The following is a 26,193-nucleotide window of genomic DNA, read 5'->3' as shown; positions in this document are numbered from 1 at the left end:
TCCGGTCGTGGGCGGCGGCGACCATCTCAGCCTCCGGTTCCCGTTCCCATCTTGGCGGAGGCAAACAGGGCGACGGCGTTGGTGATGCTCTCCGCCGCCTTGCCGCGCCAGTCGGCGTCGAGCAGTTGCGCTTCATCCTTGGCGTTGGAGAGATAGCCGAGTTCCACCAGCACCGACGGCACATCGGGCGCTTTCAGCACTTTGAAACCGGCCGAACGCTGCGGATTATTGATCAGGCCGACGCTGGTGGACAACTGGCCGACCAGAGTGTGGGCAAAGCTCATCGAGAAATTATGCGTCTCGCGGCGGATCAGGTCGATCAGTATGTCGGTGACTTCCTTGTTGTCGTCCTTGATCACCATGCCGGCGAACTGGTCGGAGAGGTTTTCACGGTCGGCAAGCGCCTGCGCTTGCGGATCGGACGCCTTGTCGGAGACGGTATAGACGGTGGCGCCTCTGATACCCTTGACGCTGATCGTGTCGGCATGGATCGAGATCAAAAGGTCGGCCTCGTGCTGACGGGCGATGCGCACGCGGTCATCGAGCCGCAGGAACTCGTCGGAATCGCGCGTCATGAACACGTCGTAGTTGCCGACGGCGGCGAGCTTGTCGCGCAGTTCGGTGGCGAAGGCCAGCGTCACGTTCTTCTCGATGGTGCCGTTGAGGCCTTCGGCGCCACCGTCGATGCCGCCATGGCCGGGATCGATGACGATGGTGAAGCGATGCCCGGGATTGGATATCGGCCCTGTGCCGACCCTGGAGCCCTTGTCGGTGGAGACGGTCGAGCCGGTGGTCAGCGCCTGGTTGGCAAGGGCTTCGTCGAACTCGCGGTCGGAGGCTGCCGACACGTCGATGGCGATGCGATAGCCTGCGCCGTCCTCGTTCTTGAGCACCTCGAGCTTGTCGACCGAGAACGGCCCCTTGCCGGTCAGGATCAGCCGCGATCCCTCGCCCTGATCGCCATAACGCACCGCCTTGACCAGGCCGCGGGCCTTGGCGTCCTTCGCGCCAATGGCGAATCGGGTGCGCGGCAGGTCCACGACCAGCCGGTTGGGGCCGCGCAGCAGGAACCATTTGATGTCGGGCTCGCGGTCGAAATCGATGACGATGCGCATCTTGGTTGCGTCGCCGGCCATCTTGTAGGCGGTGGCGCCGAGTGGCGCATCGGCGGCGCGTGAAACCGGCGCAAAAGCAAGGCAAAGCGCCAGCAGCAACAGCACACCGGCAGCGCGCAGGAAACGGCCTGCACGGCCATGGCCCTTGTCTGTGGTGCCCGCCAGTCCCATTTCTTTGCAGTCGCTCCCGGTTTGGCGCCTTGCGCCCGCGTGGTTGGTCGAAATGCCGGTCAGGCCGCAGACTCGATTAACGATTGGTATCCAGAGAAGGTTAACCAAGCCTTTTCATTGAGGATTAAGGCCTGTGCTTCCGTTACGGCACTGCTTTTTGCCGGCATCCGAAATCGGGGTTGCCTTCCACCCCGTCAAATCATAAAAGCGATGGTGGATCACTGCAATCCTGGAACCGCTTCTCCCGCAGCTTCCTGCTACAGGTCAGATGAAAGGCGGCTCCTTTCGCTCCAGCGAAAAGGCTTCAGGTGATCGCGACGAATTTCGCAGGTGTGCGCCCGTGGCGGGGGAATCGCCTGCGTGAGGAAAACGGCCGGGTTTGTTCCCGTGCCGGCTCTGTATGAGCAAACAAGCTGGTCCGGTTCGTCCGGGCTTTGGTTCAAAAGGTTCTGCTGGTGACGATGGCTTCAAGCGCAATCATGGAAAGGTCCGCATCAAACCGCGCCATTGTGGCTGCGGGCGGCACCGCCATGGCGCTCAAGCGGCGTCCGGCGGACATTCAGACATCCGGCACCCACATCCCAGACACGCAGCAGCGGGCTTTGCTTCGCAAGCTGCGGCTGACGGCTGCCGGGAGGAAACGAAATAATGCCCAACAAAATGCTGATAGACGCCTCCCACCCGGAGGAAACACGCGTTGTCGTTATCCGCGGTAACCGTATTGAAGAATTCGACTTTGAATCTCAGGACAAGAAGCAGCTCAAAGGAAACATCTATCTCGCCCGCGTAACGCGCGTCGAACCTTCCCTTCAGGCAGCCTTTGTCGAATATGGCGGCAACCGTCACGGTTTCCTCGCCTTCAGTGAAATTCACCCCGACTATTACCAGATCCCGGTCGCCGATCGTCAGGCTTTGCTGCGCGCTGAAGCGCAGGAAGCCGAGGACGAGGAGAACGAGGACAATGACGGCGACGACCGCCAGAGCCGCGATCGCGGCCGGCGCGGCCGCCGGCGCGGCGGCAAGGGTCGTGAGCGCGGCGAACACAAGCGCGACGCCGGCGCCGATGATGAAAACGGCGAGCATGGCGATGCCGGCAGCGATGCCGTCTCCGAAGAGCCTGCTTCCGAGCATGGCGCGGCTGATACCGCCGGGCATGACGATCATGCCGGGCATGGCGACAGCGAAGCCTCCGACGCCGAGACATCCGGGACCGAACCGTCGGAAGGAGGCCCGACATCGATCGCGGCAAGCGTCGAAGCGGATGTGATCTCCGAAGCTGTCCCTGCGGCCGAGCCGGGTGACGAAAGGTCGTCCAGCGAGGCAAGTGGCGAAGCCACTTCCGGGGACAATGATCGCGGCATGCTGGAAGAGGTGCAGTCCTCGCATCCGGACGACCACGAGATCGAATCCGTAGGCGCCGAGGATGCGCTGGAAGAGGTGCGCAGCCGCCGCAAGCCGGTGCGCCGCCAGTACAAGATTCAGGAAGTCATCAAGCGCCGGCAGATCCTGCTGGTGCAGGTGGTCAAGGAAGAGCGCGGCAACAAGGGCGCTGCACTCACCACCTATCTGTCGCTTGCCGGCCGCTATTCCGTGCTGATGCCCAACACCGCACGCGGCGGCGGCATTTCGCGCAAGATCACCAGTGCGGTCGACCGCAAGCGCCTCAAGGAGGTCGTTGCCGATCTCGAAGTGCCGCAGGGCATGGGCGTCATCCTGCGCACCGCCGGCGAAAGCCGCACCAAGGCGGAAATCAAGCGCGACTACGAATATCTGATGCGGCTTTGGGAAAACGTCCGCAATCTGACGCTGCAATCCACCGCCCCTGCCCTCGTCTATGAGGAAGGCAGCCTGATCAAGCGCTCGGTGCGCGACCTCTACAACAAGGATATTGACGAGATTCTTGTCTCCGGCGAGGAAGGCTACCGCGAGGCCAAGGATTTCATGCGCATGCTGATGCCGAGCCACGCCAAGGTGGTTCAGCCGTTCCGCGACACGACGCCGATCTTCGTGCGCAACGGGATCGAGGCGCAGCTCGACCGCATGCTGCAGCCGCAGGTGACGCTGAAGAGCGGCGGCTACATCATCATCAACCAGACCGAGGCGCTGGTCGCCATCGACGTCAATTCGGGCCGCTCCACCAAGGAGCACTCGATCGAGGACACCGCTCTCCACACCAACCTTGAAGCGGCGGAAGAAGTCGCCAGGCAATTAAGGCTGCGCGATCTCGCCGGCCTGATCGTCATCGACTTCATCGACATGGAGGAGAACCGCAACAACCGCTCCGTCGAGAAGCGGCTGAAGGATCACCTCAAGAACGACCGAGCCCGCATCCAAGTCGGCCGCATCTCGCATTTCGGCCTGATGGAGATGTCGCGCCAGCGCATCCGCGCCAGCGTGCTGGAATCAACCATGAAGCCGTGCCCTCATTGCGGCGGCACTGGCCATGTGCGCTCCGATTCGTCGGTGGCGCTGATGGTGGTGAGGGCGATCGAGGAATTCCTGCTCAAGGATTCGCGCAGCCACATCACGGTGCGGACCCCGGCGGCGACCGCTCTCTATGTGCTCAACCACAAGCGCGGCACGCTGGTGGAACTCGAAAGCCGCTTTGGCCTGACCATCACCGTCGAGGCCGATGATACGGTCGGTGTGCAGCACTACGCGATCTTCCGCGGCGCCATTGCCGAAAAGCCGGAAGGCTTTGTCGAAGCGCGAACCTTCCCGGCCTATGTCGAGCCGGAAGAGCCCGAGGACGAGATCGTCATCGAGGAGGAAGACGACGAGGTTGTGGTACAGGCCGAGCAGCCGCGCCAGGCGCAGCCGCAATCGCAGCAGCAGCAGCCGAGATCGGCTGAGGACGGCGAAGGCCGCGACCGCAAGCGTCGCAAGCGCCGCAGGCGGCGCGGCGGCAAGGATCGCGAACGCGAACATGGCGATCGCGAGCATGGCGCCGAAGGTGCTTCGGTTTCGGCGGCAAGCGACGACTTTGCCGCTGAACCAGGCGATGACGATGCAACACAGCAAGACGAAGCCCAGGTTGGCGCCGTCGAAACGGTGGAAGCATCAGATGACGCCCAGGGCAAGAAGCGCCGTCGCGGCAAGCGCGGCGGCAAGCGCAATCGTCGCGAAGACGGCACGGAGACCGAAGCCGGCGAAACCGCCTCGGTGGCCGAGGCCGCTGAAGTCGGAACGGCCGCAAGCGAGCCCGTAGCAGCCGTAGCGGTTGAAGAAGCAGCGGCTCCCGCCGCGGCGAACGACGACGCTCCAGCCGAAAAGCCGAAGAAGAAGCGCGCTTCAAGGGCAAAGAAGGCTGTGGTGGAAGTCGCCGATGAGACGGCGGCCGAGGCTGCACCGGAAGCTGCCGTCGAAGCAGCCGCCCCCGCTGCGGCCGATGCCGCCACGGAAACGACCGTCGACGACGAGCCCGCCAAGGCTCGCCCGTCACGGCGCAAAGCCGTGGCCGCGGATACCTCCGCGGTGCCGGTGGTTTCCTCCAGCGTTGCCGACGAGGCAAAGGCCGAGGAAAAGCCGAAGCGCGCCGGCTGGTGGCAGCGGAAGGGCTTTTTCTAAGCTATTCAGCCGATTAAGATAGGTTCCTGACAAAAATCCCGCGCCGTTCAAACCACGGCGCGGGATTTTTGCATGCGCGAATGACGGAAGGCGTCAGGGGGCGAAAATCGACCAGTTCATCATCCTGGCCAGTTTTTCCAAGGCGATCGACCCCAGCTTGGAATTGCCGTTGGCGTTCAAGCCCGGCGACCATACGGCGAGCGAAGCAACACCCGGCACGATCCCCAATATGCCACCGCCGACGCCGCTTTTGCCGGGAATGCCGACACGGAAGGCGAAATCGCCGGAACCGTCATAGTGGCCGCAGGTCAGCATCATGGCGCCAATGCGCCGCGCCCGCTCGGCAGACACCACGGAGTGCCCGGTTGCCGGGTTTCTGCCGCCATTGGCGAGGAAGCGGCCGGCCAGCGCCAATTGCCGGCAGCTCATGGCGATGGCGCAATGGTGGAAGTACACGCCCAGCGCCAGCTCCGGTGCATGGTTGAGATTGCCGAAGGATTTCATGTAGTTGGCAAGCGCGAAGTTGCGATAGCCGGTGGCGCGTTCGGAAGCCGCGACCTCGCGGTCGATGATGATGGTTTCGTCATCGGCAAGGAACTGGATGAAGCGCAGGATTTCGCCGATCGCCTCGCGCGGCTGGTGGCCGGCAAGCAGTATGTCGGAGACGACGATGGCGCCGGCATTGATGAACGGATTGCGCGGAATGCCGTTCTCATGCTCGAGTTGCACGATCGAGTTGAACGGATTGCCCGACGGCTCGCGTCCGACACGCTGCCACAGCGCGTCGCCGACATTGCCGAGCGCCAACGTAAGCGTAAACACCTTGGAGATGGACTGGATCGAAAACGCCTGGTCGGCGTCGCCGGCGACCAGCACGCGGCCGTCATTGGTCACGGCGGCAATGCCGAATTTGTTCGGATCGACCTTGCCGAGCTGCGGAATGTAGGTGGCGACCTCGCCGCGATCGGAGCGCTCGGCCATCTCGGCGGCGACGTCGGCCAGCGCTTGTTTAAGATCCGGCATGCTCGTCCCCGCTATTTCAGCCAGCGCTCGATGCGCGCCATCGCCTCGACCATGTCGTCATGGCTGCCGGCATAGGAAAAGCGCATCGTGCGGTGTCCTGCCAGCGGATCGAAATCGCGACCGGGCGTCGCCGCCACATGCGCTTCGGCCAGCATTTTGCGCGCAAAGGCCATGCTGTCATTGGTATGCCGGGTGACATCGCAGAAAGCGTAAAAGGCGCCGTCCATCGGCGCCGCCAAGGGAAATCCGAGTTCCGGCAGGCGCCGCATCAACAGCTCGCGGTTCCAGGCATAGCGCGCCTTCACCGCTTCCAGCTCTTGGGTCGCCTTGAAGGCCTCGATCGCGGCGATCTGCGACAGTTCCGGCGGCGAGATGTAGAGGCTCTGGGCGATGCGCTCGATCGGCCTCACCAGAGCTTCCGGCAGCACCATCCAGCCGATGCGCCATCCGGTCATGCAATAATATTTCGAGAAGGAATTGATCACCGTCACGCCTGAGCCATGGGCCAGCGCCGTGGTGTCGGGCGCGGCATAGGCCAGCCGGTGATAAATTTCGTCCGATATCACCGCGATGCCGAGTTCTTCGGCTGTCCTCACCAGTGCCGACAACTCGTCGACGGGAATGACCGCACCTGTCGGATTGGCCGGGCTGGCGAACAACACACCCTTCAGCGGTTTTTCCCGGTGCGCCGATTTCAAATGTTCGGCATGAAGATAGGCGTCGCTGCCGAGCTCGATCTCGACGATCTGGATACCGAGCGCGGCCATGATGTTGCGGTAGGCCGGATAGCCGGGTGCTGCGATGGCGACGCGGTCGCCGGGATCGAACATCGCCAGGAATGCCAGATTGAAGGCGGCCGACGATCCCGTGGTCACGGCGATCCGGTTCGGCGCGACATCGATCCCGTAATGGTCGCCATAATGCGTGGCGATCGCCTTGCGCAGATCCGCCAGACCGAGCGTGTCGGTATAGCCGATGCGTCCGATCCTCAGCGCATTTGCGGCTGCTTCCCTCACGCCCACGGGCGCCGGATCGGATGGCTGGCCGACGGCCATGGAGACGACAGGCACGCCCGTCGCCTTCAGCCGGTTGGCTTCGGCCAGAATGTCCATGGCGTGAAACGGCTCGACTTCACCGCGGCGCGACAGCGAAACTACCATTTGACCTCCGTCCGGCCCGCCGCTCGAAGCCATGAACCGGCGGCAGCGCCGCACAAATGCCCGATTGATGTGAGGATCACAAGTTCGCCTAGTTTCGGTGCCGTGACTTTTCATCGTTCGCCCGCTCGTTTACCAGTGGACCTCATGCTGAGCCGACCCAAATCGACGACTTCCAAATCTTCCATCGGCAAATCTTCCATCGGGAAGACAGCGCGCGGCTTCGCGACGCTTTTGCTTGCGGCCGCCGTCGCTGTCACCGGCTCGGTGACGGCCTTCGCCCAGGCGGTGCCGGTCGTGCGCGATGCCGAGATCGAGGCGCTGGTGCGCGACTATGCGCGGCCGATCTTCAAGGCGGCCGGTCTTGCCAATGACGGTGTCGATATCGTTTTGGTCAACGATCAGAGCTTCAACGCCTTCGTTACCGGGCGCCGGCTGTTCATCAACACCGGCGCGCTGATGCAGGCCGAAACGCCCAACGAGATCATCGGCGTCATCGCCCACGAGGCCGGCCACATCGCCGGCGGCCATCAGCAGAAATTGCGCGACCAGCTCGAGCGCGCCAAGACCATGGCCATCATCGCTACGCTGCTTGGCGCCGGCGCCATCGTTGCCGGCGCCACCACCAACAGCCGCGGCCTTGCCGGCGCCGGCATGGGCGTCGCCGCGGGCGGCGGCGAGATGGCGCAGCGCAGCATTCTTGCCTACCAGCGCACCGAAGAGTCGACCGCCGACCGCTCTGCCATCACCTATCTCAATGCCACCGGCCAGTCCGGCATGGGCATGCTGAAGACCTTCGCCCGGTTCCAGAGCGCGCTGTCGCTTTCCGGCACGCAGGTCGATCCCTACCGCATCAGCCACCCGATGCCGCAGGAGCGCATCGCCAATCTCGAAGTGCTGGTCAAGCAGAGCCCTAACGTCGACAAGGTCGATCCGCCGGCACTGCAGCAGCGGCACGACATGATGCGCATCAAGATCGCCGCCTATATGGGCGGCCAGGCCGCGGCCACGCGGCTGATCCGCAAGGCCCCGGGCAGCCTCGCCTCGCGCTATGGCGAAGCGCAGATGGCCTATCTCTACGGCAATCTGGGTGCGGCGCTGACCAAGGCCAATGCACTGATCAAGGAACAGCCGAAGAACCCCTACTTCCAGGAAATGCGCGGCGACATACTGATGAAGGCCAACAAGCCCAAGGACGCCGCGGACGCCTATGCCAAGGCGGTCAGCCTCGATCCGGTGAGGTCGGGCCTGTTGCCCGTTTCTCTCGGCCAGGCGCTGATGGCCATCGGCACGCCCGATTCGCTGAAGAAGGCGGTGGTGCAGATCAACAACGGCCTCGGGCGCGACAAGGAAAACACGGTCGGATACCGCTATCTCGCCCAGGCCTATGGCGAGCTTGGCAACATTCCGGCGGCGGAACTCGCCACCGCCGAGGGCCATTTCTATTCCGGCGATTACACGAATGCGAAAATTTTCGCCATGCGCGCGCAAAAGGACTTGAAGCGTGGCGAACCCGGCTGGATTCGCGCGCAGGACATCATAAACTACAACCCTTCAGGCAAACTCAAGAAATGAACCTTCCGGTCGCCCGCTGCGACTAGGATAGACCGGAACCGGCAAGAGGATCAGACGATGAACAAGGCAATATTGCTCGGCACGACGGGAATGGCGGCTGCTCTTGCCATGCTGGCTTTCGGGTTCGTCGCCGGCAGTCCGCAGGTGGCCAAGGCCGGCACGGCGCAGACCGTGCAGACCGCCTCTTCCGACACCAAGATCGATCGCACCGAGGTCGAGGGCATTATCCGCGACTATCTCCTGAAGAACCCCGAAGTGCTGCTCGAAGTGCAGGAGGCGCTCGAGGCCAAGCAGAAGGAAGAGCAGCGCATCGCCAGCCTCGGAGTCATCGAGAAGGCCAAGTCCGAGATTTTCAACTCGACCTTCGACGGCGTCGTCGGCAATCCGAAGGGCAAGGTCACCATCGTCGAATTCTACGACTACAATTGCGGCTTCTGCAAACGCGCCATCGACGACATGCAGGCTCTGACAAAGGCCGATCCGGAGCTGCGCTTCGTGCTCAAGGAATTCCCGATCCTCGGGCCGGATTCGCAAAAGGCCAGCGTCGTCTCGATGGCTTTCCACCTGATGCATCCGGAGAAATACGGCGAGTTCCACAACGCCCTGCTCGGCGGCCAGGGCCGCGCTACCGAGGCGGCGGCCATCAAGGTTGCGCTGTCGCTAGGCGCCGATGAGGCGAAATTGCGCGAGAAGATGAAGGATCCGACCATCACCGAGGCTTTCTCCAAGACCTTCGACCTCGCCAACAAGCTGGCCATCACCGGAACGCCTTCCTACGTGGTCGGCAATGAGGTGGTGTTCGGGGCGCTCGGCCAGGAAGTGCTGGCTGAAAAGATCGAGGCGGCGAAAGCCGCGCTCTGATCTTGCACGCGAGCCTATTTCTCACGGGCACATTTCCGCCTGTTGTGGACAGTGAAAGATCGCACTTGTGCTCTTTCCGCGGGCGGCTATGCCCATTATAGAAGGCCCTGCGCGCCGGCTTGAGGCCGGCGTCGGAAAAGGTCGGCATTTTTGAAAACGATTTTCGTCCTGAACGGCCCCAACCTGAACGCGCTCGGCAAGCGCGAGCCGGGCATCTATGGCGGCAAGACGCTTGCCGCGATCGCCGACGACTGCAAGCAGGCGGGCGCCGCGCTTGGCCTCGAGATTGATTTTCGCCAGTCGAACCATGAGGGCGACCTCGTCGACTGGATCCAGGAAGCCGGCGACAAGGCAGCCGGCATCGTCATCAATCCGGGTGCCTACAGCCACACCTCGATTGCCATTCACGACGCCATCCGCGCTGTCGCGCCGCTGCCCGTCGCCGAAGTTCACCTCTCCAACATCCACGCGCGGGAACCATTCCGCCACGTCTCCATGGTCGCGCCGGTCGCTGTCGGCATGATCTGCGGGTTCGGGCCGCTTGGCTACTCGCTGGCGCTGCAGGCGCTGGCGGCACGCCTATGACCGGCCCACAAACAGAAGGCTCGAAAATGTCGATAAAGAAGACCGGTGTTGACCAGCAACTGATCCGCGATCTCGCGGGCATACTGAACGACACCAATCTCACCGAGATCGAAGTCGAGCTCGGCGACCTGAAGGTGCGCGTGTCGCGCCAGGCGCCGGCCGTCCACGCCATCGCCGCCCCGCAGGCCGGTTATGCTCCGGCAGCGCAGCAGCCCGCGGCGGGCGCGGCTGCCGCACCAGCAGTGGCCGACCCGTCCAAGAACGCGGTCCCCTCGCCGATGGTCGGCACCGCCTATCTCGCGCCCTCGCCCGACGCCAAGGCCTTCATCGAAGTCGGCCAGAAGGTCAAGGAAGGCCAGACGCTGCTGATCATCGAAGCGATGAAGACGATGAACCAGATCCCTTCGCCGCGCGCCGGCACGGTGACGGCGATCCTGTTCGAGGACGGCCAGCCGGTCGAGTACGGCATGCCGCTCGTCGTGATCGAGTAGAGCGGGCCGGATGTTCCAGAAGATCCTCATCGCCAACCGCGGCGAAATCGCGCTTCGGGTGCTGCGCGCCTGCAAGGAACTCGGCATCCAGACCGTGGTCGTGCATTCGACCGCCGACGCTGACGCCATGCATGTCAGGCTCGCCGACGAAAGCGTGTGCATCGGTCCGCCGCCGTCGCGCGACAGCTATCTCAACATCCACCAGATCGTCGCAGCCTGCGAGATCACAGGCGCCGATGCCGTGCATCCGGGCTATGGCTTCCTGTCGGAAAACGCCAAGTTCGCCGACATTCTCGCCGCCCACAACATCACCTTCATCGGCCCGTCGGGCGACCACATCCGCATCATGGGCGACAAGATCGAGGCCAAGCGCACCGCAAAGCGGCTCGGCATTCCGGTTGTGCCGGGCTCCGACGGCGCCGTCACCGATCAAAAGGAAGCCAGGCGCATTGCCGCCGAGATCGGCTATCCCGTGATCATCAAGGCATCGGCAGGCGGTGGCGGGCGCGGTATGAAGGTCGCCCTTACCGAGGCCGATCTCGAGATCGCCTTGCAGACAGCGAGCACGGAAGCGGGAGCCGCCTTCGGCGACGATGCCGTCTACATCGAGAAATACTTGGAAAAGCCGCGCCACATCGAGGTGCAGGTATTCGGCGACGGCGCCGGCCGCGGCGTGCATTTCGGCGAGCGCGACTGTTCGCTGCAACGCCGCCACCAGAAAGTCTGGGAAGAGGCGCCCTCGCCGGCCCTTAACGCCGAGGAGCGCGCCCGCATCGGCAATATCTGTGCCAAGGCCATCGCCGACCTCGGCTACTCCGGCGCAGGCACCATCGAATTCCTGTACGAGAATGGCGAGTTCTACTTCATCGAGATGAACACGCGGCTGCAGGTCGAGCATCCGGTGACGGAGGCGATCACCGGCATCGATCTCGTCCACGAACAGATCCGCGTTGCCTCCGGCGGCGGGCTTTCGGTGCGCCAGGAGGACATCAAGTTCAACGGCCACGCCATAGAATGCCGCATCAATGCCGAGGACCCGCGCACCTTCACGCCTTCGCCCGGCACGATTACACATTTCCACACGCCTGGCGGTCTCGGCATCCGCGTCGATTCCGGTGTCTATTCCGGCTACAAGATCCCGCCCTATTATGACAGCCTGATCGGCAAGCTGATCGTGCACGGCCGCAACCGCGTCGAATGCATGATGCGGCTGCGCCGGGCGCTCGACGAATTCGTCGTTGACGGCATCAAAACGACACTGCCGCTGTTTCGCGACCTGGTCGGCAATGCCGATATCGCCAATGGCGACTACGACATCCACTGGCTGGAAAAGTATCTGGCCAAAGAGGAATAGCGCCCGAATTGCCGCTATGATGCCGCGATGACCCGCCCCTACGCACCCGGCTATCGCATTCCGACCGACCTGTTGCTCAAGGCCTATGCCTCGGGCGTCTTCCCGATGGCCGAGAGCGCTTCCGACCCGGAAGTGTTCTGGGTGCGGCCGGAGACGCGCGGCATCATTCCGCTCGATGGCTTCCACACGCCGAAGAGCTTGAAGAAGACGATCCGCAAGCACCCGTTCGACATCCGCTTCGATTTCGATTTCGAGGCGACGATCGACGGCTGCGCCGAAAAGCGCGAGGAGCGCCGCTCGACCTGGATCAACGCGCCGATCCGCGAAGCCTATATTGAGCTGCACCGTCTTGGGCACTGCCATTCGGTCGAGGCATGGCGCGAGGAACGGCTGGTCGGCGGTCTCTATGGCGTCTCGCTCGGTCGCGTGTTCTTCGGCGAAAGCATGTTCGCCCGGGAAACCGACGCGTCCAAGACCTGCCTGTATCATCTGGTCGAGCGGCTGAAGGCGCGCGGCTTTGCCCTGCTCGACACGCAATTCACCACTGAGCATCTCAAACGCTTCGGCGCGGTCGACGTGCCGCGCGTCAAATACGAGAAGATGTTGGCCGACGCGCTGAAGGGGGAAGCCGTTTTTTATCCCTGACCGGAGACCGAGCGGCCGAGCCGGCTCGACCGGTGAAGGGGTCAGCCCTTCGCGGTTTCCATCGGCGTCTGCGAATGGAACATCATCTTCCAGCCGTTGACACGGTGGACATAGCCGGTGCTGACCAACGCGGCGTAGGGCTCGCCGTTTTCTCGTGTCGCATGAGCCTCATAGGTCAGCATGATAATGTCGCTGCCGGGCTCGATGATACCCTTGAGGTCGATCTGAAGGTCGCGCCAGCGGTTGGGCTTGGTCGCGGTCTTGGCCAGATCGGCATTGTCCATTGCCTGTGCCATCTCAGGAAATGCCACCAGGCATTCTGTGTCGACATTGGCGGCGTAGTAAGCTTCGTCGCCCGTCCAGAACCCCTTTTCGAGTTCGAGCAGGTCGTCTTTGCTGGCCGTGATCCGTTTGCTGTCCGACATCAGAATATCCTCCAAGCACGCAAATGCGCGGTCGTCCATGGCCCAACGCATGGTGGCCATGACGGTTCCGGAGGATCAGTTGGTGTTGGTCGCGTCAGGCTCCGTGGGGTCCGGCTGTTCGGCGGCCGGAGCAGCGGCGGGCTTTGGCTTGGACGTGTCGACCTTGGGCGTCTCGGCATTGGCCGCGTCGGGCGGCGGCACATCCGACTTCTGCTTGCAGCCCTTTAGCCAGACGTCATAGACGGCGTGCTCGACGGCGTTTAGGCCGGGGCTCTCGGCGAACATCCAGCCGGTGAAGATGCGGCGGATCTTGCGGTCGAGCGTGATTTCGTCGACTTCGACGAAGGAATCGGTCTTCGGCTCCTCATTCTCCGGCCGCGAATAGCAGATGCGCGGCGTCACCTGCAAAGCGCCGAACTGCACGGTTTCGTCGATGTAGACATCGAAGGTGATGATACGGCCGGTGATCTTGTCGATGCCGGCAAATTCGGCGACCGGATTGGTGATGCGATCGGAGATTGCGGGTGCTGCCGCAGGCGCCTGCGCCGCGGCAAACGCTGTCGGGAACATGGCGATAGCGCCAATTGCCGCCAGTCCGGCCATCGATGTCAGGCTGAAAATGTTCATGCGGAGATACCGGTGGTTTGGGCCCGGGTGATTCTGTCACGCCCAAGGCTATTCGCCGTTGTCATATCAGCAAGCAGCTAAACGCCAATTGTGGCGACAAAGGACCGGCCGGCGGTCAAGAACCAGGTGTCCACGCATCGTAGTCGCCCGTCACCTGCGGACGGTGCTGATTGGTGAGCACGGAACCCTTTGGGCGATAAGCCGCCGGTGTTCCCGTGAGGTTCGGCTCATGCGCCTTTTCCCATTCGCGCGGCCGATAGTCGTCGCTTGGCGGCGCCACATCGACGCGGTGATGCATCCAGCCGTGCCAGCCCGGAGGGATCGCCGACGCCTCCGAATAATTGGCGTAGATGACCCAGCGGCGGGTGCGGCCTTCCGAATCGACGCCGCCTTCGTAGTAGACGTTGCCGGCCCCATCCTGGCCGACCTTGTTGCCGTGGCGCCAGGTGTGAAAACGGGTTCCCAGCGTCTGGCGGTTCCACCAGGTGAAAAACTGCAGAAGGAAAGTTTTCATTCAGATCCTCGCGGGCGCGCGGCGGTGGCTGTCCCTGCTTATGGCGTCAGGCCTTGGCGAAGGCAAGGGTTTTGCGGCGCCTGCGGCACTGACGGCATGCCGAAACGCTCGGTCATTGGCCGATCCATTTCGCACCTGCGAACCGACGCTTGCCAAGCCGGCTGCGTCTTCCTAAAGCTCTCATCGCCCGGCGCTGCCGCATGACCCGAAAATCGAAATCGATTTTCGGAAAGGATCATGCGCAAACCCAAGTGCTACAGCGTCCTTTGCGCGTCCACGGGACGCGCGGCGCTGTAGTCAACGCCGGCTGCGGGAGGTGAGGAATGGCCTTAGCTGTCGCCAGGATCAGTGCGGAGACAATACGCGCCCGCAAGGGCGGCGTGCCGATCGTATGCCTTACCGCTTACACCTATCCCGTCGCCCACCTGCTCGACGATCATGTCGACCTTCTCCTGGTCGGCGACAGCGTTGCCATGGTGCTGCACGGCCACAAGACCACGCTCGGCGCCTCGCTGGAGATGATGATCGCCCATGGCCAGGCCGTGATGCGCGGTTCATCAAAGGCCTGCGTGGTGGTCGATATGCCGGCCGGCAGCTACGAGACTTCGGCCGCGCAAGCCCTTGCCTCGGCGCGCCGCATCTCTGAGGAAACCGGCTGCCAGGCGGTGAAGCTGGAAGGCGGCGTCGAAGTCGCCCTCCAGATCGCGGCAATCGTCGCGGCCGGCATTCCTGTGATGGGCCATATCGGCTTGCAGCCGCAATCGGTGGAAAAGGACGGTGGCTACAAGATCAAGGGCCGCACCCCGGAGAATGTGGCCGCGCTCATGCGCGACGCCGACGCGGTCGCAAAGGCCGGCGCGTTTTCGCTGGTCATCGAAGGCACGGTCGAGACCGTTGCCGCCGACCTCACCCGGCGGATTGCCATTCCCACCATCGGCATCGGCGCCAGCCGCGATTGCGACGGCCAGATCCTGGTCATCGACGACATGGTCGGCCTGACGGTCGACCGGGTGCCGAAATTCGTCAAGGAATACGCCGATTTGCGCAGCGCGGTCGCCGATGCCGCGGCGCGCTACGCAGCGGAGGTGCGCAGCCGCACCTTCCCCGGGCCGGGCCACGTCTTTTCAGCCGCGAGCGACAAGGACAAGGCATGAACCGGCCCCCCATCAGCCAGCCGCTCGTCGTCGACACCGTGCCCGGCCTTCGCGCGCAGATCCGCGAATGGCGGCGCGAAGGCCTGAGCGTCGCCATGGTGCCGACCATGGGCGCTTTGCATGACGGCCATATCTCGCTGGTCGGGGCCGCGCTCGCAACGGCCGATCGCTGCGTCGTCTCGATCTTCGTCAACCCGGCCCAGTTCGCTCCCACTGAAGATCTCGACAAGTATCCGCGTCAGCTGGCCCGCGATCTCGACCGGCTGACCGAGGCCGGCGCACAGCTTGCCTTCACGCCTACGGTTTCCGAGATGTATCCGGCAGGCTTTGCGACGAAGATTTCGGTCGGCGGCCCGTCTTCTGGCCTGGAATCGGATTTCAGGCCGACCTTCTTCGAGGGCGTCGCCACGGTCGTGGCCAAGCTCTTTCTGCAAGCCCTGCCCGACTACGCCATCTTCGGCGAAAAAGACTACCAGCAGCTTTGCGTCGTCCGAAAGCTCTGCCGCGATCTTGACCTTCCGGTGGAAATCGTCGGCGCGCCAACCGTGCGCGATGCGCATGGCCTGGCAATGTCGTCGCGCAACGCCTATCTCGACGCCGCCGAACTCGACGTCGCGCGACAGCTCAATGTCATCTTGCGCCAGACGGCGGCAGCGCTCGCGGCCGGCGCCGATGAAAACGGCGTCACCGGCAAAGCCACTGCCGCGCTTCTCGAGGCAGGCTTCGACAGCGTCGACTATGTCGCCGCGCGCAAGAGCCTGACGCTCACCTCGTGGCGGCGTGACGGCGATGGCCGCCTGCTTGCCGCGGCGTGGCTTGGCAGAACCAGGTTGATCGACAATGTGGAAGTTTCCTCATTTATTCCCTGAAAAATTGCAATTCCGTTCACTTTGATTTGTATCGCAGAGCGGCCCGAGTGCTCTTAGACAACGGCTCATCACGCACGTTCTGGCCAGCCCGCAAGCGCTCACAATACACCGAACGCCGCTGTGAGACGTTTCACAGACGTAACCAAGCCGGCTATGTTGTGTGCGACCTCAGGCGGAGACAGTGTGTGACCTGCCACTACGCTGCAATCCTTACGAGGCTCTACGTGTCTGTCCAGGCCAACACATTCGGTCGCGCCCTGCCGCAGATCGTCGAAGCGATTTACGATTCGATTGCCGATGTCGGCCGTTGGCCATCGACGCTTGAATCAATCTGCAAATTGGCGCTCGGCCGGCTTGCCATGCTGGCGGTCGTCGATACGGCGAGAAACTCGGCCCGGTTCTCGACTTCCTGCGGCGATCCGGTCCTGCTTGAGCCGCTGCAGCGCGACTACGCCTGCGAGGTGCCCTTCTTCAAGGCGGTGCCGAAGATGGAAATCGACATGCCGTTCACCGTCGATAGCGTCTACGCCCTGCAAGGCCCTGACGCCCGCCAGAACTGGCTCGAAAGCCGCATCGTGCGCGAGTGGGCGGAACCCAACCGTCTCGACGATTTCTTCTGGGTGGCGCTGATGAAGCAGCCGGCGCGCACCGGCACGCTGATGGTGGTTACCGACAAGGACAGGCCCCAGATTTCAGCCAGGGATATCGACCTGATGTCCACGCTCGCCCCCCATGTCCGGCGTGCGGTGACCATCGGCGACCTGTTCGAGGCCGAGCGGCGCAAGGCCGACATCTTTCGCTCGATCCTTGAGAGCCTCGACCATCCAGTGCTGATCGTCGCCGACGATATGCAGATCATTTTCGCCAATCCGGCAGCCGAAGCCCTGCTCACCGAAACCGCCTCAGTGTCCTCGGTGCGCGGCCAGCTGTCCTTCGCTTATGCCAACGCCAACACCGCCATCGGCCGCGCCGTCCAGCTCGGCACGCGCGACGAATTCGCGCTCGGACCGTCCGGCATCAACATTCCGCTGGTGAAGGCCATGTCTCCGGCGGTGGCGCATGTCATGCCTCTGGCGCGACGCGACATTTCGGCCCGCATATCGCCGCGCGCCGCCGCGGCCATTTTCATTGCCGCCGCCGGCGCCGCATCAGTGCCGGCGCTGGAAGCGATCGCTGCGCTGTTCGGACTGACCGCAGCGGAAAAGCGTGTCGCCGGCCATGTCGCCGCCGGGCTGACACGGCGTGAAATCGCGGCTGCCAGCGGCGTCTCGGACGGCACCGTCAAATCACAGCTGGCAACCATCTTCGACAAGACCGCCACCGGCGACCAGCGAGAGCTGGAACTCCTGATGCGCGAATTGACGCCGCCGCTGCGCTCGGCCTGAAGCCATACTCGGAGCCAATCGTCAAATCTTTCAACTATTTGCCGGTACGCACGCGTAATCCACAATACCAAGCCGGCATCGTTGCAATTCGGCCAAAATCATGGTGCGGTTCTGCTCCGGTCCGGAGACGGTGCATCGTGCACGACCGGACGTGAAACGATTTCCTGGGCGGTCCCCGAACTTGATACCGACACGAATTGAACGGCTGCTGCCTTACCTCTTCCTGCTGGCCCTGCTTTGCATCGCGCTCGCTTTCCGTCCGCTACTGCCGGTCGATGAGACGCGCTATCTCAGCGTCGCCTGGGAGATGTATCTCGGTGGACATGTCTTCGTACCGACGATGAACTTTGCGCCCTATCTGCAGAAGCCGCCGCTGTTGTTCTGGCTCATCGATCTCTCTTGGAACATCTTCGGCGTGAGCCGCGCGGCGGCGATGCTCGTCATCTTCGCCGCCTCGTCGCTGGTCATCTGGCTGACGACGCTTCTGGCCAAAACCCTGTTTCCCGAGCGCCAGGACATCGCCAGCCGCATCCCCTGGCTGGTGGCCGGCAGCACCGTCTTTGTCATCTATTCGACCCTGATCCTGTTCGACATGCTTTTGACGGCCTGCGTGGTCGCCGCACTGCTGTCGTTGCTGGGCTTCGCCAGGACCGGCAACCGCTGGCAGGCGGTGCTGGCGGGTCTGTTCATCGGGCTCGGCGTGCTGGCCAAAGGCCCGGTCGTGCTCATTCACATCGGCGCGCCCGTCCTACTCTATCCCCTCTGGCGTGACCGGCGAGCCGGCCTTGCCCCTTTGCAGTTCTTTGCCGGGGCCGGCCTGGCAATTCTCGCCGCCCTTGTCCCGGTCGCCATATGGCTGGCGCCCGCGACCATCCTGACCAAGGGCAGTTTCGTCTACGACCTCGTCTGGAACCAGTCGGCGGGTCGGGTTACCGGAAGCCTGCACAATTCGCATGGCCGGCCGTTTTACTTTTACCTGATGCTGTTGCCGCTCATGTTCGTGCCCTGGGCCTTTATCCCCCCGGTGTGGCGGCTGAGGCCGGCTGCCCGGATACGCAGCCTGATCGACACCAAATCCCCGGATCTGCGTGCCCTGCGCCTGCTGTCGTTCTCGTTCATTGCGGTGCTGCTGGTCTTCAGCGCCATATCCGGCAAGCAGCCGCACTATGTCGTGCCGGCACTACCCTTCGCGACCATTCTGCTGGGCTACTTCATGGCTGAGATTTCAGTCGCCAGGCTGAGGGCGACGGCCTTTGTCATGCTTGCCCTTTTCGCCATCGGCCACGCCGCCGCCTCGGCGACCGTGTTCAAACGCTACGATCTCACGCCGCTGGCGAGCTTCATCGACGAACGAAAGGACGCGGACTGGGCCGTCGCTTACGACTATCAGGGCGAGGTCGGTTTCCTTGGGCGAATAGAGAAGCCATTCGAGAACGCCGACAAGCCCGAGGAATGGCTCAAGTCTCACCCCGGCGGCTACGTCATCGAAAAGCAATCGAAAGATCCGGGCACATCCGAACAGATCGCCTTCCGGCAGCCGGTGGAACGCGGCTATCTGGTCGTGCTGAAAGGACAGCACTGAGCGTTTCGTCGGGCGCCTATCCCAGCGGTTTCTCGAAGATCAGCGCCGGCAACCCCGAACCGCCGCCGCAATCGGCGGTGCTGCCGACCGGCAAAAATCCCTTCGAACGGTAGAAGGCGATGGCCGGCACGTTGGCCTCTTCCACCTCGACGCGCAACCTGTTCGCCTCGGGAAAGCTGGCTTCGACCTCGTCCAGCAAGGCCTGGCCGATGCCTTGCCGCTGGCAGGCCGGCAGTACATAGAGCTGGTTCAGCAACACGATCTTCGCATCCGCCGTTGCGGCGGCAAAAGCCATCCCGCCGATACGCTTGCCGTCATCGGCGACCAGGAATTCCGAGTTCGGCCTTGTCAGCCGCGCCTTGAGCGAGGCGATCGAATGCCAGTCGTCGGTAATTTCGGTCACCCGCTGGGCGCCATAGATCGTGTCGTAGGTTGCGTGCCAGGTTTCGACCAGCAGCGCGCGGACGGCGGCAAGGTCACGTTCGCTGGCGGTGCGGACGAACATTGTTCTATTCGATACCGAGCTTGGCCTTGACCAGATCGTTGACCGCCTGCGGGTTGGCCTTGCCGCCGGTGGCTTTCATCACCTGGCCGACGAACCAGCCGGCCATGGTCGGCTTGGCGCGAGCCTGCTCGACCTTGTCGGGGTTGGCGGCGATCACCTCGTCGACCGCTTTCTCGATGGCGCCGGTGTCGGTGACCTGCTTCATGCCGCGGCTTTCGACCAACTGGCGCGGATCGCCGCCCTCGTTCCAGACGATCTCGAACAGATCCTTGGCGATCTTGCCGGAGATGGTGCCTTCCTTGATCAGGTCGATCACGGCACCGAGCTGCTCCGGTGTTACAGGAGCATTTTCAATGCCCTTGCCGGCCTTGTTAAGCTGGCCGAGCAGGTCATTGATGACCCAGTTGGCGGCAAGCTTGCCGTCGCGGCCCGAGGCCACCTGCTCGAAATAGTCGGCGATCGGCTTTTCCGACACCAGGATCGAGGCGTCGTATGTCGACAGGCCAAGTGAGGAGATCAGGCGCGCCTTCTTGTCGTCGGGCAGTTCCGGCAACTCCTTGGCCAGCGCGTCGACATAGGCCTGGTCGAACTCCAGCGGCAAAAGGTCGGGATCGGGGAAGTAGCGGTAGTCATGCGCCTCTTCCTTGCTGCGCATCGAGCGCGTCTCGCCTTTGACGGCGTCGAACAGCCTGGTTTCCTGGTCGATCTTGCCGCCATCCTCGAGGATGGCGATCTGGCGGCGCGCCTCGAACTCGATGGCCTGGCCGATGAAGCGGATCGAGTTGACGTTCTTGATCTCACAGCGCGTACCGAATTCGCCGCCGGGCTTGCGAACGGAGACGTTGACGTCGGCGCGCATCGAACCTTCGTCCATGTTGCCGTCGCAAGTGCCGAGATAGCGCACGATGGTGCGCAGCTTGGTGACATACGCCTTGGCCTCGTCGGCGGAGCGCATGTCGGGCTTGGAGACAATCTCCATCAGCGCCACGCCGGAGCGGTTGAGATCGACATAGGACATGGTCGGATGCTGGTCGTGCATCGACTTGCCGGCGTCCTGCTCCAGGTGCAGGCGCTCGATGCCGATCTCGATGTCCTCGAACTCGCCCTGCCGGTCGGGACCGACCGAAATGACGATCGTGCCTTCGCCAACGATCGGCTGCTTGAACTGCGATATCTGGTAGCCCTGCGGCAGGTCGGGATAGAAATAGTTTTTCCGGTCGAACACCGACTTGTGGTTGATCTGCGCCTTCAATCCGAGGCCGGTGCGGATCGCCTGCTTGACGCATTCCTCATTGATGACCGGCAGCATGCCGGGCATGGCCGCGTCGACGAGGCTGACATTGGCGTTGGGCGCCGCGCCGAAAGTCGTCGACGCCCCGGAAAACAGCTTTGCTTCCGAGGTCACCTGCGCATGAACCTCGAGGCCGATGATGATCTCCCAATCGCCGGTAGCGCCGGGAATAAAACGTTTGGCATCGGGCGTGCGGGTATCGATAAGGGTCATGGTGGCCTGCGCTTTTGGCTCGCGAAAACTGCGATTTTCGCGAATTTGGGTATCGGTCTTCGCTAGTGCAAACCGCTTCGCGAGACAAGCGCCCAAAGCAGCGCAGAGCAGTGGGCTGGCCTTTTCAGCCCTTTTCGGCCGCTCGGCAACCGATGAATGAACGCCGCCGGCCGGTATTCGGTCGGCGGTCCTTTCGTCAGGTCAGGCCGTTGCGATATAGGCCCTGATCTCGTCGGCCTCGCGCTCGACATCCTCGATGCGGCGCTTGACCACGTCGCCGATCGACACGATACCGTCGAGCAGCCCGTCCTTTTCCACCGGCAGATGGCGGAAACGGCCTTTGGTCATGATCTCCATCACCTCGTTGACCGTGTGGTTCTCGTTGCAGATCTTCACTTTCGGCGTCATCGCCGAGCGTACCGTTATATCAAGTGCGGCAGCGCCTTCCCTGGCGACGACCCGCACGATGTCACGCTCGGAAAGGATGCCGACGATCTTGCGATCGCCATTGGTGATGACCAGTGCACCGATCTTGTGGTCGGCCAGGATTCGAATGGCTTCGCTGAGCTTTACATTCGGCCCGAGCGTGAACACGTCATGGCCTTTTCTCTCGAGAATTGCCTTAACCGTCATGGCGTCCTCCTCCTCCTGCTTGGCTAGCCAGCTCCCGCCCTGACCGGCTTCACATAAGAGTGAACATCGTGCGCCGTGATCGGTTGCTTTTCAAGTGTGCCAGTGGGGTGTGCCAGTGGGCTGCGCCAATAGAGTGCGCTAGTCGGGGGTGCGCTGGTCGTCGGGGATCTCCCATTCAGGCGCCCGCCAGCGCCGGTCGAACCAGCGCAACCCGAAGAAGCCTGCGACGAGGCCGCCAATGTGCGCTTCCCAGGCGATCTGGCCGGGCTCTCCGAGCCCGAGACCGTAAAGGCCGGTGGCGAGATTGATGACCATCCAGGCGCCGAGAAAATTGACGACGCCGCGCATGCGCAAAACGATTGCGATCGGCAGCACGGGACCGGCAAAGGCCGCCCTGCCGGAGGAGCGGTCGGTACGGAACCCGAAGCGAGCCGCCGCACCCATCATGCCCGATATCGCCCCGGACGCGCCGACCAGCGGTGCTTCGCCGTATGGATGGACCGCCCAGAACAGCACCACCGCAGCCAGCCCGGTAGCGGCGAAAAACAAGGCGAACCAGAACCAGCCGAGACGGTTGGCCAGCGGCGACCCGAAGGCGGCCAGCGCAACCATGTTGATGGCAATGTGGGCAACGCCACCATGCATGAAGGCATAGGTGAAAGGACGGGTGAAGAGGAACCAGTCGAAACCGTATTGGCCGGTGTAGAGGACCGGAATGAAGGCGCCGTCGGTGAGCAATGTTATCTGCTGCTCTTCGGTCAGCACATATTGCTGCAGCAGGAAGACGGCAACGCAGATGCCGATCACCGCCAGCACCGCCGGTGGCAGGTTGAACACCGGCTCGCGGCGCGGCGGCGGCGCCTCCGCGGTCTGTTCGGTCTCCAGGGGGCCGGCCGGTTCGCTCATATGCTCTGATCCAGGGATTTGCGTGTCGCGAGCATCTAGGCCATGCCCGGACAAATCACAAAGCGCGAATCACAAACCGCGAATCAAAAAGAAGCCGTCCAAGGTTTCCCTTGAACGGCTGGTCGAGCCCCCTGCTCCCCTAAAACTATTGACCGAAGTGCTGTTGGTCGTCGCGAAACGACCGCTTCTGGAGTGGTTTTGGTGTGCCATGGCGAGCCTGTGCGCGCAACGTAAACCGTTTGTTAACCTTAACGTCCCCGACCCGTGAACAAGTCTTAACGACGCTGGCACGCATCCTGCTCCGGAACGCATGTAGGTCATCGGAGGGCGCCCTTTCTGTTCACCGATGGGACCATCAGACGGCAGAATGCGCGGAGTTTAATAGCATGAACCAGAACGGATCAATCGCGCTGTTCCATTATTGGAATCGCCTGCGTCATGGACGTCCTGCCCCAAAGCGTTCGGAAGTCGAACCGGCCGACATCAAGGCGCTTTTGGCCGACACCTTCATCCTGGAAAGGGATACGCGCGGCGAAGCGGTGTTCCGGCTCGCCGGCACCAGGCTTTGCGCCGGCTACGGCCGCGAGCTCAAGGGATTTTCGTTCCCCTCGCTTTGGCGTGACAAGGACCAGCGGCTGGTGTCGCGCCTCATTCATGGCGTTTTCGAGCAGAAATCCGTTGTGCTGATCACTTACGAGGGGTTCAGCCGCAGCGGCCGGTCCAACCACTTCGAACTGCTTGCGCTGCCGCTCGATGGCGGCGTCGAGAACCCGCGCTGCCTCGGCGTCATCAGCGCCGTGGAAAAGCCGTTCTGGCTGGGCGCCGACCCGATCACCGACGCGCTGATCGACGCCATCCGCGTCATCGCTCCCGACAAGGAACCGATGTTCCTGAAAAACCGTCCGGAAATATCCGTTCCTTCGCTGGCTCCCACCGAACTCGAAGCGGCGGAGACCATCTCGGCGCTCGGTCGGTCGCGCCGTATCCGCCACCTCGTCGTGTTCGACGGCGGGCGCGAGCAATAGTCTCCAAGCCGGCGCTAATCTTAACTATCGGCGACCCACTTTTCTCCTTTGTTAACCTGCTTGGCTGTAGTTTTGGCCGAGATTCCACGCACGACGCGGGAATGCCAACGGGGTGTAGGCAGTCATGAGGTCAGCGGCGGTCGAATACGCACCGTCCCGCGCCGAAAGGCGTAACTTTCAGCGCGTCCGGGTCAAGATCTACGGGCGCTTCATGCTGGAGGACCGCACCGAACACCCTTGCCAGGTCGTCGATATGTCACCGGGCAATGTCGCGTTGCGCACCGAGCGCGTCGGCATGCCGGGCGAAAAAATCATTGCCTATATCGATCATATCGGCCGCATCGAGGGCGTGGTGACGCGCACCTCGCAGGACGGCTTCGCCATGACCGTCATTGCCTCGGATCGCAAGAAGGACAAGCTTGCCGCGCAGTTGACCTGGCTCGCCAACAAGCATGAACTCGACCTGCCGGAAGACCGTCGCCACGAACGCGTGGCGCCGCGCAACCCGACAAGCGTGCTGCAGCTCACCGATGGGCGCCAGTATCAGTGCCGCATCATCGACCTGTCGCTATCGGGCGCGGCGGTCGAGATCGACGTCAAGCCGGCGCTCGGCATCCAGGTGATGCTAGGCACCATGCGTGGCCAGGTGGTGCGTCATTTCGAGGATGGCGTCGCCATCGAATTCGCCGTCATCCAACGCCCGGAAACGCTCGATTCCGAGTTCAACGCCCCGCGCGCCTGAACGATCGGCAACAGGCAGCAAAAACGAACCGGCCCTGCGCGGCCGGCTTTTTGTTGCCGGCGTTCCGCCTGCCTCTCCAGCTTGTAGCGGCACGCAGCAAATCCACGGCTCCACCCGGAAATCCGCGCCCCGACACCGCGGTTTTACGCCGAGACCTGAACGATTTTATTTTAAAATAGGTCAAATTTTACGCGTATTCTATTGAGCTTTTACTCAATGTCTACTTCGGGTTTTTGCGTCAAATAAATCCAGCGCTGTCATTGTCTCCTCAAACGGGGAGACTGACCAATGGCGAAGATTTGGGGCAAGCTGTTGCTCTTGGCAATGGCGATGCAGCTTTCCGCTTGGGGAACGGCGCAAGCAGCAGGACCGGCCTACATGCACACTGGCGGCCGCACGACACAGCCGGTCGGTCACTACGAATTCTGCCAGAAGCTGCCGCAGGAGTGCGCTCAGCGCACGCCGAAGCAGGCACCGGTCGAACTGACCCGCAAGCTGTGGGCGGCGATCGTCGACGTCAACAATTCGGTCAACACCCGGATCGTGCCGCGCACCGATATGGAAATGTGGGGTAAGGAAGAGGTCTGGTCCTATCCCGACAGCGGCTTCGGCGACTGCGAGGACTATGCGCTGGAGAAGCGCCGCGAATTGATGGCGCTCGGCGTTCCCGCCGGCAATCTCTTGATGACCGTGGCGCGCCAACAAAATGGCGACGGCCACGCGGTGCTGACCGTGCGCACCAGCCTCGGCGAGTTCATCCTCGACAATCTGGAGTCCAAGGTGCTGTCCTGGATCGACACCGACTATACATACCTGAAGCGCCAGTCCGACCAGAATTCCGGCGTGTGGGTGACGATCAATGACGGTCGCGCCGACGCGGTTGCCAGCGTCCGCTAGGACGCCATCACAGAGGTCAAGCACATCGAATAATGCGACGTGCCTAACGAGAAAGCCCGGTCGAGTCCCCACCCTCCCCGTCCCCAACGACCGGGTTTTAAGGAGCCGGCCCCGTCCCCGGGCCGGCTCCACCATTTCTGGAGGATGGCTAGAAGATCAGCCAAGCTCCCGAAGCTGGCACAGGCCAGCTATTGAGCTGCTAGGGGCTTGTCCACGAGTTTCTCAACCAGCCGCTTGAGTTCGGAAGGTGTAGTGTGGCCACCGACGATCTCGTGGTAACTGATACCCGCTATTCGCAAGGCTTCCCTCTTAACCGCATCACGCGCCGCAGCCGAACCCTGATGATGCGCGTGACCTTGGTATTCCAAGGCATGTCGAGGCAAACAATTCTCGTCCACAAGGAGGAGGTCAACGCGTTTCGAGTTGATACAGCTGTAGGCGTCCGCGTCCTTGCTGCGCAGGATCTCCCCCAAAGACACTTGTGCCATAACCTGCCATGCTGGATTACAGCCAATAACCATACGGTCGAGTTCCTTGAAGACGCGCGCTTCACTCTTGTTGAGAAGCGGTTGAACGGTGAAGTTCGCATCCATGACAATTCGCAACTGGTCAGCTGGATCAATTGGTTTCGGTGGCGCGGAAACAGGCTTCGAGGCGGTCCACAGGCCACTAAGGATGTCACCACTACTGCGCTCTCTCGCCCACCGCCAGCGGTTTCTCTTCCTCCATGCCTGCCTTCGAATTCTTGACACGAAACGCTCTAGGGCCATGCCAGCGAAAACGCCCGCAAGGAAAATAGCGGTTGGCAGAAGAGGTTTCGCGATTAGCTCAACGTAATCCGGTGGCATGCAAGTAAGCTACCTCCACGACTAGATTATTCA

At 62.6% G+C, this 26,193-nt stretch carries 25 protein-coding genes; 14 read left to right on the top strand and 11 right to left on the bottom strand.

The window, feature by feature from the left end; genetic code table 11:
- Nucleotides 1-26: 26 nt before the first annotated feature.
- Complete coding sequence (locus X771_RS149815; protein WP_023688387.1) at nt 27-1,286, bottom strand: N-acetylmuramoyl-L-alanine amidase; 1,260 nt, start codon at nt 1,284-1,286, stop codon at nt 27-29.
- A 648-nt stretch (nt 1,287-1,934) separates the two neighbouring features.
- Here X771_RS149815 and X771_RS149820 point away from each other — a divergent pair.
- Nucleotides 1,935-4,853, top strand: a complete 2,919-nt coding sequence (locus X771_RS149820) for a ribonuclease E/G (protein ID WP_023688386.1) — start codon at nt 1,935-1,937, stop codon at nt 4,851-4,853.
- Between the two features lie 93 nt (nt 4,854-4,946).
- On the opposite strand, the gene X771_RS149825 is transcribed toward X771_RS149820, so the two are convergent.
- Both X771_RS149825 and X771_RS149830 read right to left on the bottom strand, forming a co-directional pair.
- Nucleotides 4,947-5,876 (bottom strand): glutaminase, encoded by a 930-nt coding sequence (locus X771_RS149825; RefSeq protein ID WP_023688385.1) that lies wholly within the window; start codon nt 5,874-5,876, stop codon nt 4,947-4,949.
- Between the two features lie 11 nt (nt 5,877-5,887).
- Nucleotides 5,888-7,036, bottom strand: coding sequence for an aminotransferase class I/II-fold pyridoxal phosphate-dependent enzyme (locus X771_RS149830; protein ID WP_023688384.1), 1,149 nt, complete (start codon nt 7,034-7,036; stop codon nt 5,888-5,890).
- Between the two features lie 144 nt (nt 7,037-7,180).
- On the opposite strand from X771_RS149830, the gene X771_RS149835 reads away from it, so the two are divergent.
- The 6 genes from X771_RS149835 to aat all read left to right on the top strand — a co-directional run bounded on the left by X771_RS149835 (nt 7,181) and on the right by aat (nt 12,544).
- Nucleotides 7,181-8,608, top strand: a complete 1,428-nt coding sequence (locus tag X771_RS149835) for a M48 family metalloprotease (protein WP_023688383.1) — start codon at nt 7,181-7,183, stop codon at nt 8,606-8,608.
- 57 nt (nt 8,609-8,665) lie between these two features.
- Nucleotides 8,666-9,469 carry a DsbA family protein gene (locus X771_RS149840; protein ID WP_023688382.1) on the top strand — a complete coding sequence of 268 codons (804 nt, stop codon included), beginning with the start codon at nt 8,666-8,668 and terminating at the stop codon, nt 9,467-9,469.
- 150 nt (nt 9,470-9,619) lie between these two features.
- Nucleotides 9,620-10,054, top strand: coding sequence for a type II 3-dehydroquinate dehydratase (gene aroQ / locus X771_RS149845; RefSeq protein ID WP_023667485.1), 435 nt, complete (start codon nt 9,620-9,622; stop codon nt 10,052-10,054).
- A gap of 26 nt (nt 10,055-10,080) precedes the next feature.
- On the top strand, nt 10,081-10,545 hold the full coding sequence (accB, locus tag X771_RS149850) for an acetyl-CoA carboxylase biotin carboxyl carrier protein (RefSeq protein WP_023681496.1): 465 nt from the start codon (nt 10,081-10,083) through the stop codon (nt 10,543-10,545).
- Between the two features lie 10 nt (nt 10,546-10,555).
- Nucleotides 10,556-11,899 (top strand): acetyl-CoA carboxylase biotin carboxylase subunit, encoded by a 1,344-nt coding sequence (gene accC / locus X771_RS149855; RefSeq protein WP_023681497.1) that lies wholly within the window; start codon nt 10,556-10,558, stop codon nt 11,897-11,899.
- 27 nt (nt 11,900-11,926) lie between these two features.
- Nucleotides 11,927-12,544 (top strand): leucyl/phenylalanyl-tRNA--protein transferase, encoded by a 618-nt coding sequence (gene aat, locus X771_RS149860; RefSeq protein WP_023688381.1) that lies wholly within the window; start codon nt 11,927-11,929, stop codon nt 12,542-12,544.
- 41 nt (nt 12,545-12,585) lie between these two features.
- Here aat and X771_RS149865 read toward each other — a convergent pair whose 3' ends face one another.
- From X771_RS149865 to X771_RS149875, 3 genes are all read right to left on the bottom strand, one after another.
- Entirely contained in the window at nt 12,586-12,969 is a 384-nt protein-coding gene (locus X771_RS149865; RefSeq protein WP_023667489.1) for a hypothetical protein, read from the bottom strand.
- Nucleotides 12,970-13,044: 75 nt separating this feature from the next.
- The gene (locus tag X771_RS149870) at nt 13,045-13,596 is read right to left on the bottom strand and encodes a DUF2155 domain-containing protein (protein WP_023667490.1); all 552 of its coding nucleotides are present in this window, start codon (nt 13,594-13,596) and stop codon (nt 13,045-13,047) included.
- 115 nt (nt 13,597-13,711) lie between these two features.
- Nucleotides 13,712-14,110 carry an NADH:ubiquinone oxidoreductase subunit NDUFA12 gene (locus X771_RS149875; protein WP_023667491.1) on the bottom strand — a complete coding sequence of 133 codons (399 nt, stop codon included), beginning with the start codon at nt 14,108-14,110 and terminating at the stop codon, nt 13,712-13,714.
- A 323-nt stretch (nt 14,111-14,433) separates the two neighbouring features.
- Between X771_RS149875 and panB the strand changes: the two genes are divergently transcribed.
- The 4 genes from panB (at nt 14,434) to X771_RS0134110 (ending at nt 19,100) form a co-directional block, all read left to right on the top strand.
- Nucleotides 14,434-15,264 (top strand): 3-methyl-2-oxobutanoate hydroxymethyltransferase, encoded by an 831-nt coding sequence (gene panB / locus X771_RS149880; protein ID WP_023688380.1) that lies wholly within the window; start codon nt 14,434-14,436, stop codon nt 15,262-15,264.
- An 11-nt stretch (nt 15,265-15,275) separates the two neighbouring features.
- Nucleotides 15,276-16,133 carry a pantoate--beta-alanine ligase gene (gene panC / locus X771_RS149885; protein ID WP_023688379.1) on the top strand — a complete coding sequence of 286 codons (858 nt, stop codon included), beginning with the start codon at nt 15,276-15,278 and terminating at the stop codon, nt 16,131-16,133.
- A 185-nt stretch (nt 16,134-16,318) separates the two neighbouring features.
- A complete protein-coding gene (locus X771_RS149890; protein WP_050587446.1) occupies nt 16,319-17,518 on the top strand; it encodes a PAS domain-containing protein in 1,200 nt (399 codons plus the stop codon).
- Between the two features lie 181 nt (nt 17,519-17,699).
- On the top strand, nt 17,700-19,100 hold the full coding sequence (locus tag X771_RS0134110) for a glycosyltransferase family 39 protein (RefSeq protein WP_050587445.1): 1,401 nt from the start codon (nt 17,700-17,702) through the stop codon (nt 19,098-19,100).
- A 16-nt stretch (nt 19,101-19,116) separates the two neighbouring features.
- Here X771_RS0134110 and X771_RS149895 read toward each other — a convergent pair whose 3' ends face one another.
- The 4 genes from X771_RS149895 to X771_RS149910 all read right to left on the bottom strand — a co-directional run bounded on the left by X771_RS149895 (nt 19,117) and on the right by X771_RS149910 (nt 22,648).
- Nucleotides 19,117-19,605, bottom strand: coding sequence for a GNAT family N-acetyltransferase (locus tag X771_RS149895; RefSeq protein ID WP_023688376.1), 489 nt, complete (start codon nt 19,603-19,605; stop codon nt 19,117-19,119).
- A 4-nt stretch (nt 19,606-19,609) separates the two neighbouring features.
- Nucleotides 19,610-21,109: an Asp-tRNA(Asn)/Glu-tRNA(Gln) amidotransferase subunit GatB gene (gene gatB, locus X771_RS149900; RefSeq protein ID WP_023688375.1), complete on the bottom strand. Its 1,500-nt coding sequence runs from the start codon at nt 21,107-21,109 to the stop codon at nt 19,610-19,612.
- Nucleotides 21,110-21,310: 201 nt separating this feature from the next.
- Entirely contained in the window at nt 21,311-21,742 is a 432-nt protein-coding gene (locus tag X771_RS149905) for a CBS domain-containing protein (RefSeq protein WP_023667498.1), read from the bottom strand.
- A 138-nt stretch (nt 21,743-21,880) separates the two neighbouring features.
- Nucleotides 21,881-22,648, bottom strand: a complete 768-nt coding sequence (locus X771_RS149910; RefSeq protein WP_023688374.1) for a rhomboid family intramembrane serine protease — start codon at nt 22,646-22,648, stop codon at nt 21,881-21,883.
- 386 nt (nt 22,649-23,034) lie between these two features.
- Here X771_RS149910 and X771_RS149915 point away from each other — a divergent pair, with 386 nt between their 5' ends.
- The 3 genes from X771_RS149915 to X771_RS149925 all read left to right on the top strand — a co-directional run bounded on the left by X771_RS149915 (nt 23,035) and on the right by X771_RS149925 (nt 25,312).
- Entirely contained in the window at nt 23,035-23,673 is a 639-nt protein-coding gene (locus X771_RS149915) for a PAS domain-containing protein (protein WP_023681508.1), read from the top strand.
- A gap of 124 nt (nt 23,674-23,797) precedes the next feature.
- Nucleotides 23,798-24,415, top strand: coding sequence for a PilZ domain-containing protein (locus X771_RS149920; RefSeq protein ID WP_023667501.1), 618 nt, complete (start codon nt 23,798-23,800; stop codon nt 24,413-24,415).
- Between the two features lie 288 nt (nt 24,416-24,703).
- Entirely contained in the window at nt 24,704-25,312 is a 609-nt protein-coding gene (locus tag X771_RS149925) for a transglutaminase-like cysteine peptidase (protein WP_023688373.1), read from the top strand.
- 188 nt (nt 25,313-25,500) lie between these two features.
- On the opposite strand, the gene X771_RS0134105 is transcribed toward X771_RS149925, so the two are convergent.
- Entirely contained in the window at nt 25,501-26,160 is a 660-nt protein-coding gene (locus tag X771_RS0134105; RefSeq protein WP_050587444.1) for a DUF2726 domain-containing protein, read from the bottom strand.
- Nucleotides 26,161-26,193: the final 33 nt, after the last annotated feature.

The organism is Mesorhizobium sp. LSJC269B00 (assembly GCF_000502815.1).
GTDB lineage: Bacteria > Pseudomonadota > Alphaproteobacteria > Rhizobiales > Rhizobiaceae > Mesorhizobium.
The sequence above is the reverse complement of the archived record's forward strand: the minus strand, read 5'-3'. Positions and strand labels throughout refer to the sequence as shown.